14 protein-coding genes are annotated in these 12,623 nt (G+C 68.7%); 9 read left to right on the forward strand and 5 right to left on the reverse strand.

From position 1 onward, the window contains the following. The first annotated feature begins 29 nt into the window (after positions 1 to 29). The 5 genes from EES48_RS14350 (at position 30) to EES48_RS15050 (ending at position 5,313) form a co-directional block, all read left to right on the forward strand. Positions 30 to 449, forward strand: coding sequence for a CBS domain-containing protein (locus tag EES48_RS14350; RefSeq protein WP_122468898.1), 420 nt, complete (start codon positions 30 to 32; stop codon positions 447 to 449). Between the two features lie 76 nt (positions 450 to 525). Continuing rightward, positions 526 to 1,134 carry a hypothetical protein gene (locus EES48_RS14355; RefSeq protein ID WP_240623388.1) on the forward strand — a complete coding sequence of 203 codons (609 nt, stop codon included), beginning with the start codon at positions 526 to 528 and terminating at the stop codon, positions 1,132 to 1,134. Between the two features lie 146 nt (positions 1,135 to 1,280). Then, positions 1,281 to 3,560: a PAS domain-containing sensor histidine kinase gene (locus EES48_RS14360; protein ID WP_240623389.1), complete on the forward strand. Its 2,280-nt coding sequence runs from the start codon at positions 1,281 to 1,283 to the stop codon at positions 3,558 to 3,560. Positions 3,561 to 3,620: 60 nt separating this feature from the next. Then, entirely contained in the window at positions 3,621 to 5,186 is a 1,566-nt protein-coding gene (locus EES48_RS14365; protein WP_205679484.1) for a hypothetical protein, read from the forward strand. After that, entirely contained in the window at positions 5,116 to 5,313 is a 198-nt protein-coding gene (locus EES48_RS15050; RefSeq protein WP_205679485.1) for a tetratricopeptide repeat protein, read from the forward strand. Before EES48_RS14365 ends, EES48_RS15050 begins: the two co-directional genes overlap by 71 nt. 4 nt (positions 5,314 to 5,317) lie before the next feature. Here the strand turns inward: EES48_RS15050 and EES48_RS14370 are convergent, their stop codons facing one another. The 4 genes from EES48_RS14370 to purC form a co-directional block, all read right to left on the reverse strand. Next, positions 5,318 to 5,794 carry a YbhB/YbcL family Raf kinase inhibitor-like protein gene (locus tag EES48_RS14370; RefSeq protein ID WP_122468821.1) on the reverse strand — a complete coding sequence of 159 codons (477 nt, stop codon included), beginning with the start codon at positions 5,792 to 5,794 and terminating at the stop codon, positions 5,318 to 5,320. Positions 5,795 to 5,855: 61 nt separating this feature from the next. Beyond that, positions 5,856 to 5,987 (reverse strand): hypothetical protein, encoded by a 132-nt coding sequence (locus EES48_RS15275; RefSeq protein ID WP_276309640.1) that lies wholly within the window; start codon positions 5,985 to 5,987, stop codon positions 5,856 to 5,858. After that, entirely contained in the window at positions 5,984 to 6,220 is a 237-nt protein-coding gene (gene purS, locus EES48_RS14375) for a phosphoribosylformylglycinamidine synthase subunit PurS (RefSeq protein WP_122468823.1), read from the reverse strand. Before purS ends, EES48_RS15275 begins: the two co-directional genes overlap by 4 nt. Continuing rightward, positions 6,220 to 6,978 (reverse strand): phosphoribosylaminoimidazolesuccinocarboxamide synthase, encoded by a 759-nt coding sequence (gene purC, locus EES48_RS14380; RefSeq protein WP_122468826.1) that lies wholly within the window; start codon positions 6,976 to 6,978, stop codon positions 6,220 to 6,222. Before purC ends, purS begins: the two co-directional genes overlap by 1 nt. 258 nt (positions 6,979 to 7,236) lie before the next feature. On the opposite strand from purC, the gene EES48_RS14385 reads away from it, so the two are divergent. After that, positions 7,237 to 7,560 carry a DUF1476 domain-containing protein gene (locus tag EES48_RS14385; RefSeq protein ID WP_122468829.1) on the forward strand — a complete coding sequence of 108 codons (324 nt, stop codon included), beginning with the start codon at positions 7,237 to 7,239 and terminating at the stop codon, positions 7,558 to 7,560. Here the strand turns inward: EES48_RS14385 and EES48_RS14390 are convergent. Then, a complete protein-coding gene (locus EES48_RS14390) occupies positions 7,557 to 10,229 on the reverse strand; it encodes a capsular polysaccharide export protein, LipB/KpsS family (protein ID WP_122468831.1) in 2,673 nt (890 codons plus the stop codon). The two genes, EES48_RS14385 and EES48_RS14390, sit on opposite strands and share 4 nt — an antisense overlap. Positions 10,230 to 10,340: 111 nt before the next feature. Between EES48_RS14390 and EES48_RS14395 the strand changes: the two genes are divergently transcribed. The 3 genes from EES48_RS14395 to EES48_RS14405 form a co-directional block, all read left to right on the forward strand. Continuing rightward, positions 10,341 to 11,273 carry a Gfo/Idh/MocA family oxidoreductase gene (locus EES48_RS14395; RefSeq protein ID WP_122468834.1) on the forward strand — a complete coding sequence of 311 codons (933 nt, stop codon included), beginning with the start codon at positions 10,341 to 10,343 and terminating at the stop codon, positions 11,271 to 11,273. Positions 11,274 to 11,290: 17 nt separating this feature from the next. Beyond that, positions 11,291 to 12,226 carry a Gfo/Idh/MocA family protein gene (locus EES48_RS14400; RefSeq protein ID WP_162998185.1) on the forward strand — a complete coding sequence of 312 codons (936 nt, stop codon included), beginning with the start codon at positions 11,291 to 11,293 and terminating at the stop codon, positions 12,224 to 12,226. Next, positions 12,226 to 12,623: NAD(P)-binding domain-containing protein (locus EES48_RS14405; RefSeq protein ID WP_240623390.1), on the forward strand; the 398-nt coding region annotated here is incomplete at its 3' end. The genes EES48_RS14400 and EES48_RS14405, both read left to right, overlap by 1 nt.

The raw sequence follows: 12,623 nt of genomic DNA on the forward strand, positions 1-12,623 counted from the left end.
CACCCTCAACCGACAGTCTGGAGATGGCCATGAAGGTTCGCGACGTGATGAGCAAGGATGTCCAGGTCGCCAGGCCGGACGACCATGTGCAGGAAGTGGCCATGCGGATGCAGTCGGGCGATTTCGGCTTCATGCCTGTGGCCGACGGCGACCGGCTGGTCGGCACGGTGACGGATCGCGACATCGTGGTTCGCGGCATCGCGCGCGGGCTGGACGGATCCACACGGGTAGCGGAGGTCATGACCCACGACGTGAAATCAGTGCGGGATGACGCGGACCTGAAGTCGGTGCTCGACACCATGGGCGGCCGCCAGATCCGCCGCCTGCCCGTCGTGGACAAGAACGAACGGCTCGTCGGCGTAGTGTCGCTGGGCGACCTGTCGACCCGGGTGAAGGAAAAGTACGCCGGCGAGGCGCTGGAAGATATTTCGCGTGTCGGAAAAGTCTGAGGCGGGCCGGCGGAGCTTCGCAACCGAACGCTAACGCCTTGGCTGTAGTGTGGTCCGACGAGCAGAAGGTCGGATCATGGCGCGTGCGCAATTTCAGAAGGGCCAAAGGGTCTGGGTCGAGTGTGTCGGCGCCTGGGCTCATATCGAGCAGGTGCAGCCTGTTTGGGCCAAGGGGTTCGAGGAGCCGGTCCGGGTCACCTACGACGTCGGACTGGGGCGCGAGTTTCTGGCGCATGAGCTGACCCTGCCGGTCGATGACGAGACGGCGATCGATGGCGACCACTGGCGCCTGCTGAGGGCGCGAAACAAGTGGCAGGGGCCGGACGACTGCGTCGGGCACCCCTTTCCAGGCACCCACCCGGTGGTGGTCACCGAACGGGCGGACTGGGGCGGCTGGCGCGTGCCGGGCGCGGAATACGATCGCGACCCGGACCGAATCGAAAAACAGGCGCGCGTGATCGCCGCGGCGCCGCGCCTCATGAAGATCGCCGAGCAGCTGATGGAGGCCGTGGCCGAGGCTCCGCACGACGCGCCGCCCGCCATGCTGGCCTTGGCCAAGCGATCGCGGGAAATTCTGCGTGAGGTCATGCAGACCGCGCCGGCCGGCGCATTGTCTCAGGAAGCGGCGCGGGACACAGCGGTCGAGGCCATGACCCGGCCGTTGAGCCGAACGCGCGCCGCCTGAACGATCAGGGCGGGCTGACGCCTCGACACGAATCTACCGGTTCGTCACGGTGGGCCTGATCGGGGAATCACGCGGAGGCGGGAGTGCGGGGCAAGGACCGCCGCCATTTCAGATGGGGACGCCGGGCCGCCGACAAGCGCGGGGCCGTGGCCGTGCCCCTATGGGTGCGGATCGGCGTGCTGATCACCGCTCTCGGTCTGGCCGGCCTGTCCCTGATCTACGCCCAGGAAATGCGCCAGGCGCCGCTGACGGCCAGCGCCCAGCGTGAAGCTTCGCTGAGAAGCGCCGCCGCCATCACCGCGGCCCGACTGGACGCCGACGTTGCGCAGGCGCGCCTGGCGTTGAGCGAGATCGCCGACTCGTGGTCCGGAGGTCGCGCCCAGGCGCAGGCCTCACTCGGGACCGGCGACTGGAACACGCCCGTCGCGGTGATCGACGGCGCGGGCGACGTCATCGCTTCCGAAGGCGCTGAGCCGAGCCTGTTCGCCGCCGCCTCCGAAGCAGAGGGCGTTCCCTGGATCCCCAGCGGCGACGGGCGCGCGATTCTGGTCTCCAGAGCCGATAGCGGCGGGGCGATCGTGGCCCGCGTGTCGCCGCGCCCGCCTGAAGGCGTCCTGATCGCCCTGTTCGCGGACGGCGAGCGCGTCGCCGGGGAGGGACGACCTCCCGCCGCCACGGCCGACGGGGTCGCGGTCAGCGAGATGACCGGACTGAGTGTGCGCGCTTACGGCCAGGCGGCGACCGGCGGGGCCGGGCGCTGGATCGCGCTGTGGCAACTGCTGATCCCCATCGTGCTGGGCGGTGGTCTGACGCTGCTGCTGTGGCTGCAGGGCCGGCGGACGCAGACGGTCTCGCGCGTGTGGGAAGACACCGAGCGGCGCTTCCGCGTCGCGGTCGAGGGCGCCCGCTGCGGGGTGTGGGAATGGGATCTCGGCAAGAACGAAGTGGTGCTGAGCGACTATATGGCGACCCTGCTGGGTCTCCAGCGCGGCGGGGCGGCCTCAGCCGAAAAGGTCCTGGCCCAGGTCAATCCGCAGCATCGCGAACGGGTAACGCATGCCCTGAGACAGGCGGCCGCCTATGGCACATTCGAGGTCACCTTTCGCGTCGACCCTGAAGGCGAGTCGCCGCGCTGGATCGACGCGCGCGGTCAGGCCCGAGGTGAGCGTGAGGACGGGCGCTACGTCCAGATTCTCGGGGTCGCCCTGGACATCACCGAGGCGCGGCGGGCGCGGGCCATGGCCGTCGCGGCACAGAGCCGGCTGCAGGACGCCATCGAGAGTGTCTCCGACGCCTTCGTGCTGTTCGATCGTCACGGGCGGCTGGTATTGTGGAACGAGGCCTTCGCCGACGCTTTCGGTTTCGCCGAGGGGCATCTGAAGCGCGGAGCGCCAAAGGATGAACTGAACCGGATCGCGTCTCTGGCCATCAAGGGGGCCTACGCCTCGCCGACCCAGCGCGCGGGAGTGCGCGAGGTGGAACTGAACGATGGTCGCTGGCTGCAGATGTCGGAGCGGTTCACCTCGGACGGGGGCACGGTGGTCAGCGCCGCCGACATCACCCTGATCAAGCAGTCCGAGACCGCGCGGCAGAAGGCGGCGGAGAGCCTTCAGGCGACCATCGACCAGCTGGAGGCCAGCCAGGAAAGCCTGTCGCAGCTCGCCCGCAAATACGAGGTCGCCATGGTGCGCGCTGAGGCGGCCAACCAAGCCAAGAGCGAGTTTCTGGCGAATATGAGCCACGAGTTGCGGACGCCGCTGAACGCCATCAACGGCTTTTCGGAGATCATGGCCGGAGAGATGTTCGGGCCGCTGGGCGACCCGCGGTACAAGGGATATGCCGCCGACATTCTGGGGTCCGGCCAGCATCTGCTGAGCCTGATCAACGACATTCTCGACATGGCCAAGATCGAGACCGGCAAGCTGACGCTGCGATACGAGGACGTGCGGGTGAAGGAGGTCTGTCAGGACGCCATTCGCCTGATGCGCGGCCGCGCTGAGGAGGCGGAGCTGAAGATCACCCTGGAGTCCGAGGACTCGCCCGACATTGAGGCGGACTATCGCGCGCTGAAGCAGGTGATGCTGAACCTGTTGTCCAACGCGGTGAAGTTTACGCCGGCGGGCGGGCGCATCACCGTGTCGATCCAGGCGCTGGACGATCGGGTGCGCGTAGCCGTGGCCGACACCGGCATCGGTATTTCGGCAGAGGATTTGCCACGCCTGGCGACGCCGTTCGAACAGGTCGAGGGGCAGCATTCCAAGACCACCCAGGGCACCGGACTGGGCCTGGCCCTGACCAAGTCGCTGGTCGAGCTGCACGGCGGCGAGCTGGTCATGGAGAGCGAGTTGGGCGTCGGCACCACCATCAGCGTCGTGTTGCCGGTTCGGAAGGTCCAGGCGGGCGAGCCGGAACAGATCGCCGCCTGATCGGCGGTTGCCGAACCTCTTGTTTCCAGCGCAGATTGCCGCCCGTCACGGGAGGCCGACATGCGGGCGAGTTCATGGATGCTGGGGGCGGCCCTTGCCGCCTTCCTGGGACCGGCGGCGGTGGCCGACGCCACGGCGGACCGCGCGGTGATCGAGGCCCTTGATCAGGCGCCGCGCTGTGGCCCCTCCGGCGATGAGGACATTGGTGCGCCGATCGCCGACATGGTGAAGGTCGACGGCTTCGGCGACTACAGCCTGGCGGTGGATACCGACAGTCGCGAGGCGCAGGCGTGGTTCGACCATGGTGTCAGGCTGCGTTGGGCCTTCGAACATGGCGAGAGCGTGCGTGCGTTCCGCAAGGCGCGGCTGCTCGATCCCGCCTGCGGCCTGTGCGCCTGGGGCGAGGCCTGGGCCATGGGGCCGAACCTGAACGGTGGCGGCGGCGGAGAGGAGACACGGCTGGAGGCGCTCGCCACGGCTCGCGAGGCGCGGCGGCTGTCGCGTGACGCCACGCCCTGGCAGCGCCAGATGATCGACGCCCTGATCCAGCGCTACTCCGGCAAGGAAGAGACGCGGGCGGCGCGCTTCGCCCAGCGGATGGACCGCGTCGCGCGGCGCAATCCGAACGAGCTTTTGCTGGCCTCGGTGACGGCCGACGCCTGGATGCTGGCCGACTACGACTGGTGGGATGCGGACGGCAAGGCGGCCAATCCCGGCATCACGCGGGCCATGGGCCTGCTGGAGCACGCCTTGTCGGTCGATCCCGACGACGAGGGGGCGATCCATCTCTACATCCACCTGACGGAATGGTCGGACGATCCGCACAAGGCCATCCCCTATGGCGAGAAGCTGGCCCGACTGGCGCCGGGAGCCAGCCATCTGGTGCACATGCCGTCGCACACCTTCTACCGTGTCGGCCGCTACCGCGACGCCATGATGTCGAACGTCAACGCGGTGGCGCTAGACCACCGCTACAACGAACTCGCGCGTCCGCCGGGTGGCATCAACGGTATGCCGCTGCACGGCCACAACATCCATTTCGGCATGGGCGGCGCGCTGATGTCGGGGGCGGGCGACGAGGGGCTGGAATTGGCCGACGCCTTCATGGATGTGTTCGCGGAGATCCCGGAAAGCAATCTGTGGCGGCAGTTCACGGCTAACAACGCTTATGCGATCTACGGCCGCTATGGCTCGGCCGAACAGGTGGCCGCGCTGGCGGAGCCGCCGGCGAGTCAGCCGCTGCTTCGGATCAGCCGACACTATGCGCGGGGAGAGGCGGCGGCGCGGGCGGGCGACCCGGCTTTGGTGCGTGAAGAGGCTCAGGCGATCGCGGCCATCCGTGCGGCGACGACCTTCTCCGGCCCGACGGCGGAGAATCAGGACGGCTTCACCGAGATCAGTCAGCGCATCCTCGAGGGACGCGCGGCGATGCTGGAGGAGAACTGGGCGGCGGCTCGCATCGCCTATGGCCGCGCCGCCGAAATCCACGGCCAGGGAGGAGGGCGGCGATCCGCCGATCGTCTGGTATCCGACCCGGCGCAGTCTGGCGGCGGCGATGCTCGCCGGCGGCGACGCGGCTGCGGCGAAATCCACGCTGGAGGCGCTGCTGATCGACTGGCCGAATGACCCCTACAGCTACTGGCTGCTGGCCGAGGCGGAGCGTGCGTTGGGCGACGAGGCGGCGGCCCAGGCGGCGCTGGAGCGGTCGCGGATCGAGTGGGTCGGCGGGGAGATGAGCCTGGCGCTGGCCTGAGCGGTCAGCCCTCGTTCTCGTAAACGCCCGTGATCGAGGCCTTGGCCATGGTGTGGAAATGCAGGTTGAAGCCGAACACCGCGCCGGAATCGTCGGCGGTGACGTCAAGCTTGTCCGTGTCCACGGCGAAGACGGTGAAGATGTAGCGATGCGGGCCGTGGCCGGGAGGCGGAGCGGCGCCGCCGAAGCCCGGCTTGCCGAAGTCCGTTCGTCCCTGGATCGCGCCCTTGGGCATGTCGCCGTCGGGCGAGGCGCCGGCGGACAGTTCGGTGACGTCAGTGGGGATGTTGGCCACCGTCCAGTGCCAGAAGCCCGAGCCGGTCGGGGCGTCGGGGTCGTAGAGGGTGATGGCGAAGCTCTTGGTCCCCTCCGGAGCGCCAGACCACCTCAGATGCGGGGAACGGTTACCCTTGGCCTGGACCTGATCGTCCGGCAGCGTCGCGCCGTCGGTGAAATCGTCGGAGGTGAGGGTGAAGGTCATGCGGCGCTCCCTGCAGATCGGCCAGCAGGGGTAACGCCGGGGCGGCGCGCCGGTTCGCGCGTCAGTGCGCCGCGCCCTTGGCCTCGGGCGTGAAGGCGCGATCGTCCATCAGCCCGCCGGCCAGGGCCGAGGCGAAGATCAGGCAGCCCAGCACGATGAAGGCGACGAGGACGCCCTTGCCCAGCCGGCTCATTCGACCTCGATGCGGTAGCTTTCGATGACGGTGTTGGCGAGCAGGGTCTCGCACATGCGTTTGGTTTCGGCGGCGGGGTCTTCGGCGCCCTCGAGGTCGAACTCGATCAGCTTGCCGACGCGGGCGTTGGAGACGCCCGGCCAGCCTAGCCCCTGCAACGCGCCCTCGACGGCCTTGCCCTGAACATCCAGCACGCCGGGCTTAAGGAAGACGTGGACCTTCACCTTGGCCATCAGTGCAGCCCCCCCTGGATCACCGTCGGCATGCCCTTCATGATGCCGAGACGGCGGGCGACCTCGGTGTAGCTCTCGATCACGTCGCCCAGGTCGCGGCGGAAGCGGTCCTTGTCCAGCTTCTCGCCGGTGGCGGTGTCCCACAGCCGGCAGCTGTCGGGGCTGATCTCGTCGGCCAGCAGGACGCGGGCGAAGTCGTTTTCCCAGATACGACCGAACTCGATCTTGAAGTCGACCAGGGTGATGCCGACGCCGGCGAACAGGCCAGAGAGATAGTCGTTCACCCGCACCGTCATGGCCAGCATGTCGTCCAGTTCCTGGGTCGATGCCCAGTTGAAGGCGGTGATGTGCTCCTCGGTGACCATCGGGTCGTTGAGCTCGTCCTTCTTGTAGTAGAATTCGATGATCGAGCGGGGGAGGGGGGTGCCTTCCTCGATGCCCAGCCGCTGGCTCATCGAACCGGCGACGATGTTGCGGCACACCACCTCCAGCGGGATGATCTCGACCTCGCGGATCAGCTGCTCGCGCAGGTTCAGCCGCTTGATGAAGTGGTTGGTGACGCCGATGCCATTCAGCTTGCTCATGATGAACTCGCTGATCTGGTTGTTGATGACGCCCTTGCCCTCGAGAGTCGCCTTCTTCTGGGCGTTGAAGGCGGTGGCGTCGTCCTTGAAATACTGGATCAGGGTGCCGGGCTCGGGCCCCTCGAACAGGATCTTGGCCTTGCCTTCATAGACCTTCTTGCGGTTCGTCTTCATCGCGGTTCCGGGTGACAGGGCGCCTGGACGGCGCTCCAACGGGTTCGGCGCCGGCGTCCTCGGGACAAGGGCGGCGCGGGGTGAAAAGGGTGTCTGTGAGCGGTCGCCTGAGCGGCGGGGATGCGAGTCCCTCCCTTAGCGGAACCCCGGCGTCCACACAAACCGGAGAGCGACCGCCGCTTTCGGTTGCCTTCATCTGCGGCGGCCCTATAGACGGGCGACGTTTGGGCCGCGAGGTCCGCCAAAGGCTTGACGGGAATGACGACCTTCGACGATCGCGAAAAAGGCTTCGAGAGCAAGTTCGCGCTCGATCAGGCGCAGGAATTCAAGGCGGTGGCCCGCCGCAACAAGCTGCTCGGTTTGTGGGCGGCCGAGAAGATGGGCCTGTCGCCGGAAAGCGCCGAGGACTACGCCAAGGCCGTGGTGCGCGCCGATTTCGAACAGCCGGGCGAGGAAGACGTGTTCCGCAAGATCGCCGGCGACTTCAAGGGCTCGGGCCTGAACGTCTCGGAAGGCGAGATTCGCTCGAAGATGGACGAGCTTGCGGCGACCGCCCGCGATCAGGTTCGCGCCGGAGCCTAGGTCCGGGGCCCGAGCAGAGCCGCGACCACCCGATCGACGGCGCCCGGCGCCAGTGACGGATTGGCCGCGCGGTAGGCGGCTCGGCTTTCGGCCAGCCCTGCGGGCTCTTCGCCGGACTGCAGAATTCGCGTCAGCATCGCCGCGGCCTGCCGGCTGTCATCGGCCTGGGCGGCGACACCCAACGCTGAAAGCGACAGGCCATCGGACGCCGCGTCGCCGAGCGTGATGACCGGGCGGCCGAGCATGGCCGCCTCTATGCCGACGTTGCTGTGACGAACTACCACAGCGGCGGCGTCGCGGAGCAGGGGGGGCAGGACGGCGTCCCGCACCACGCGCGCGCGCCGGCCCAAGCCCTCCGCATCGAACCAGGTTCGCCAGCGGTCGATGACGTCGTCGGTCTCGGACGGGTGCAGCTTGACCACCACGCCATGTCCCTGGGTTGAGCGGATCGCCCCGGCCGCCGCCTCGACCAGTGGGCGCATGGCCGCTTCTCCCAGCGGCTGAGTGGCGACGAGGATATAGGGCCAGGGCGGTGGGTCGTCGGCGCCTGTGCCGGACTCGACGTCCTGACGGATCGACCCCACGGCGGTGACCGCCGCCGCGTCCGCGCCAAGGCGGATGTAGTCGGCGCGGGCGGCCTCATCGAGCACCAGATGGCGCGCGGCGCCGGGCAGCATCAGGCCATTGGCGATCGGATTCTGCACCAGCTGAAGCGAGACCGTCGCCACGCCCAGATCCGCGAAGACGGCCAGGGCGGCGTCGGTCACGGGGCTGCGGGTCGCTGGCGCAATCACGGCGCGGGGACGGGTCTGCGCGGCGTACTGGCGGACTGCCTGGTCAATGGCGTCAAAGCCGCGAAGGCCCGCCAGGATGCGCCCCAGCAGCCCGCGCACAAGGGGATCGACCGTCATGCCGACGACGGTCGGCCAAGACGCGTCGCGAAGGGTGGCGAGCCCCCTTCCGAGTTCCGTCTGGTCCAGGGGGCCGTCGCGCCAGAGCCTCTGACCGTCCAGGACCGATACGCCCACGCGGCCGAGGGCGGGAGACTGGATGACGTCATCGGCGAGATTCGGCGAATCGGCGCGGCCGATGCGCGTGAACAGCAGACCGGTGGGGCCGTGGTCGGCAAGCCGCGCCAGCAGGGGCTCGAGGCCCGACAGGAGGTCGGGACGGTTCTCGGTGGCCAGAACCAGAACGCCGCCCTCCGCCCCGACACGCTGGGTTTCGATCGGTGCGTCGGAGCCGACGGGCGCTTCCTGAGGTGTCCCACCGTGGGCGAGGCGATCGTTAAGGCGACGCACCGCAGAGATTTGCGCCACGCCCCAGGCGAGATCGGCGCCGACACCCGTGCGCTGGGCGAGGGCCGCGACCGCTTCAGCCCAGCCCGGCGTCGCGGCGATGAGTTCGATCCGGCCCCAGGTGCGGGCCTTGAGGGCGGCGTCCGCATTCGCCACGGCGGCCGTGCGCACGATCAGCTCGGCGGTGAGGGCCCGCCTGAGGACCGGCTGGAAGAGCGGGACGGTCGTCTCTGGGATATCCAGGCCATAGACTGCTTCGGAGATGGCGTTCGCCAGACGTCGACAGTCCTCGACCAGGCCGGGACGACCCAGCAGAGTCCAGGGCAGGGCTCGCTCCGCGCCGGTCCGCTGGCCGGGGGGGGCTAGCGCCACCGTCTCATCGTCCGCCGGCAGGGCTTCGACCACGGCGGTGCGTTCGACCAGTCGCAGGATTGGGCCCGGCGAGGCGGCGCGATCGCCCAGACTCTGGAACGACACAAGCGCGTGAGCCTCCGCCAGGTCCGGATAGCCCTCGACAAGTCCTTCCACGGCCGGGTCCGACGGAAGCAGGGCGTGGCGCAAGGCGGTTAGGTCGTCGTGCGACCAGGCGGTGAGGGCGCGAAGAAACCGGCCGGAGGGCGAGCTGAGCTGACCCGGCGATAGACCCAGGGACAGGTCGACCGCGCCTCGGTCGGCGCGCTGGAGAGCCACCAGGTCGGCGAGCTGATCGATCGATCCATGATAGGTCAGGGCTTCGTGCAGACGGGCGATGACGGTGGCGTCGACCCCGTGCAGGAGGGCGTCGGCCATCAGGTTCGGCGCGGCAGGGTCATCCCTGCTCTGCGAATCATCCGTCGCTTCAGGAAGGGCGAGCGCCGCGTTTCGCAGAGCGGCGGCGACAGAGGCGTCGCCGGTTCCCTCAGCCGCTCGGGCGACCGCCTCCAATCGCGCTTGGAGGCCGAAGGGCACAAGCGAGATGCGGTCTTCGGCCAAGGCGTCGGAAATCCATCCCACCAGCCGTTCCAAGAGCGCGGGCCGGCGGGTCGCGAGCCAGGCGGCGAGATTCAGGTCGGGACCGCCACCCAGCGTACCCAGAGCCGCAAGGCGACGCTCGGCGGCCAGCCAGTCCTTGGCCAGGGCGGCTTCGGCGGCCTGACGACGCCAGGCCGTGAGGGCGTTGCGGAGAAGAGGCGACGACGGCTCGGGCCGCGCCCGCGCTACGGCGGCAGCAAGGATTTCGGGCGATCGCTTGGCGCGGAGGAGGGCCTCGATCCAGAGCGAAAACGCCTCTGGCGGCAGGACGCCGCGCACCAGCGCCTCCTCCGCCATGCGCTCGACATGGCCGAAGCGTCCGGCCTCAAGGGCGTCGGCGAGGGCCTTGACGTCGATCATGGACGCCGCCGTCGCCGCGTCTGGCCTTGGACGGGGATTATGGTTAGGCAGCGCCTCACGACGCGCCGGTTGGCGCTATCTTCCTCAGACAAGGGCGGGACACGCTGGGCCATGGCAAAACCTGTCGTCCATCTTTACGGACTGGGCAACATCGGCTTTCGCCATCTGCAGGGATTGGCGGCGCTGAGCGACGAAATCCGGCTGGTCGGCGTCGATCCGTCTTCGGAGCGCTGTGAGCTGGCCCGGAGCGAATGGAAAGGCGAGGGCCGTTTCGTCGCGGAGGCCGAACCGGAGCCTGCACACATCGTCATTCTGGCGACGTCGGCCCAGGGACGGCTGGCGCTGCTGAGGCAGGTGCTGGACCGCCACGCGCCGGACCATGTCCTGCTGGAAAAGGTGGCCTTCTCCGCGATGGACGACTTCGATGGGGCTCAGCAGTCGCTTACCGATGCCGGCGCCGCGGGTTGGGTCAACTGTCCTCGACGGCAGTGGCCGCTGCATGAGGCGCTGCGCGAGCGGCTGCAGGGCGTGGCCGACTGGACCATGACCCAGGCGGGCCCGAACTGGGGACTGGCCTGCAACGGCGTGCATTTCATTGACCTGATGCAGTTTCTGTCGGGCGGCGGAGCGCCGCGTGCGGAGGGGATCGCGATCGATCAGATCATCCCGTCGAAACGCAGCGGCTATTTCGAGGTTGAGGGCCAGCTCACCATCGGCCTTGGCGGTCGCCGGCTGGTTGTGGTGCAACGGCCCGACGCAGAGCCTGGTCTGACGATCGAGAGCACGCGCGGGCGCTGGAGCGTGAATGAGGCGGCCGGCGTGGTCACCGACGTCGAGACAGGTGAAACCCTGATCGATGTCGGACGCTCTCCCTATCAGAGCGAACTGACGGCGGCGGTGGTTTCGCCGTTGCTTGCAGGCGAGAAGCCGCCGGTGGCGTCCCTGGCCGAGGCCCGGCTGGCCCATGCGCCGCTGATCGAGGCTCTGACGCCGATCTTCGAGGCGGCGGGTCATGATGTGTCGGGCGGTCTGCCCATCACCTGAGTTTGAGGATTTCGACTGTGTTGATCATCGGAGCGGGACCGATGGGCGTCGAGCACGCCCGCGCCGCCAAGGCCCTGGGTGTCGAGCCGACCCTGCTGGTGCGCTCGACAGAGCGAGCCGAGAGCATCGCCGCCGAGACCGGTTTGACGGTTCTCGCCGCGACAGGAACAGACTGGATCGCGCGGCATGAGGCGCCCACCCACGCGGTGGTGGCCGTGGCCGTGGATGGTCTCGCGCCGGTCTGTCACGACCTGATCCGGGCGGGTGTCAAAAACATTCTGGTCGAGAAGCCCGGCGGCACCAGCGAGGACGAGCTGGCGCGGCTGGCCGATGCCGCGACAGCGGCCGGCGTAAAGGTTTTCATCGGCTACAACCGCCGCTTCTACGCCTCGGTGCAGGAAGCGCGGCGGCGGCTGGCGGAGGACGGCGGCGCCACCAGTGTGCGCTTCGATTTCACCGAGCTCGCTTGGCGCGTGGCGGAATTGCCGACGGCGGACGCCATCAAGGCGGCTTGGCTCTACGCCAACTCCACTCATGTGATCGACACGGCCTTCTTCCTGGCGGGCGAACCCGAGGCGTTGACGGCGAGCGTGGCGGGAGAGCTGGCGTGGCACCCGGCGGGCGCGGTGTTTGCCGGCCAGGGTCGGACGGGGGCGGGGGCGCTGTTCAGCTATCTCGCCGACTGGAACGCGCCCGGCCGGTGGTCGGTCGATGTGCGATCCCCCAAGGAACGGCTGCTGCTGGAGCCCCTCGAAGGGCTTTCGGTGCAGCGCGCGCGGACCTTCACCTGGGAACCGGTGGACCTTGACACATCGAGCGATGGCGGCCTCAAGCCGGGCGTGCTGGGCCAGATGCGCGCGTTTCTCGGAGGCGACGCTCAGGGCGACCTGATGCCGCTGGCCGCACAGGTCGAGCGCGCGCGTCTGGTGTACGACCGCATCCTGGGGCAGTGATGCCGAGCCTCGACGCCAAGGAACTCCATATGTCTCTCGACCGGGCGCTCGCCCGCATCTCTGATCGCTCGGCGGTCATCGGCATCGTCGGCCTGGGCTACGTCGGCCTGCCGTTGGCGACGGCGGCGGCGCGCGCCGGGTTCCGGGTTCTGGGCCTAGACGTCGATCCGGAGCGGGTCGCAGAGCTGAACGCCGGGCGGTCGCCCGTCGCGGCGGCGCCCAGCGACGAACTGGCGCGACACATCTCCGAGACGCGGTTCGAAGCCTCGGGCGACTTTGCGCGTCTCGGAGAGTGCGACGCCGTATTGATCTGCGTGCCGACCCCGATCACCGCCCAGCGCGAGCCCGATCTCAGTCATGTGGTCGACGCCACCGAAGCTGCGGCGCGCGCCCTGAG

Origin of the sequence: Brevundimonas lutea (assembly GCF_003704105.1) — a bacterium.
Taxonomy (GTDB): domain Bacteria; phylum Pseudomonadota; class Alphaproteobacteria; order Caulobacterales; family Caulobacteraceae; genus Brevundimonas; species Brevundimonas lutea.

Excerpts from the sequence above, each read along its gene's own strand:
- EES48_RS14350 (WP_122468898.1), top strand. The coding sequence starts at position 30 with ATGAAGGTTCGCGACGTGATGAGCAAGGATGTCCAGGTCGCCAGGCCG.
- EES48_RS14355 (WP_240623388.1), top strand. The coding sequence starts at position 526 with ATGGCGCGTGCGCAATTTCAGAAGGGCCAAAGGGTCTGGGTCGAGTGT.
- EES48_RS14365 (WP_205679484.1), top strand. The coding sequence starts at position 3,621 with ATGCGGGCGAGTTCATGGATGCTGGGGGCGGCCCTTGCCGCCTTCCTG.
- EES48_RS15050 (WP_205679485.1), top strand. The coding sequence starts at position 5,116 with ATGCTCGCCGGCGGCGACGCGGCTGCGGCGAAATCCACGCTGGAGGCG.
- EES48_RS14370 (WP_122468821.1), bottom strand. The coding sequence starts at position 5,794 with ATGACCTTCACCCTCACCTCCGACGATTTCACCGACGGCGCGACGCTG.
- EES48_RS15275 (WP_276309640.1), bottom strand. The coding sequence starts at position 5,987 with ATGAGCCGGCTGGGCAAGGGCGTCCTCGTCGCCTTCATCGTGCTGGGC.
- purS (WP_122468823.1), bottom strand. The coding sequence starts at position 6,220 with ATGGCCAAGGTGAAGGTCCACGTCTTCCTTAAGCCCGGCGTGCTGGAT.
- purC (WP_122468826.1), bottom strand. The coding sequence starts at position 6,978 with ATGAAGACGAACCGCAAGAAGGTCTATGAAGGCAAGGCCAAGATCCTG.
- EES48_RS14385 (WP_122468829.1), top strand. The coding sequence starts at position 7,237 with ATGACGACCTTCGACGATCGCGAAAAAGGCTTCGAGAGCAAGTTCGCG.
- EES48_RS14390 (WP_122468831.1), bottom strand. The coding sequence starts at position 10,229 with ATGATCGACGTCAAGGCCCTCGCCGACGCCCTTGAGGCCGGACGCTTC.
- EES48_RS14395 (WP_122468834.1), top strand. The coding sequence starts at position 10,341 with ATGGCAAAACCTGTCGTCCATCTTTACGGACTGGGCAACATCGGCTTT.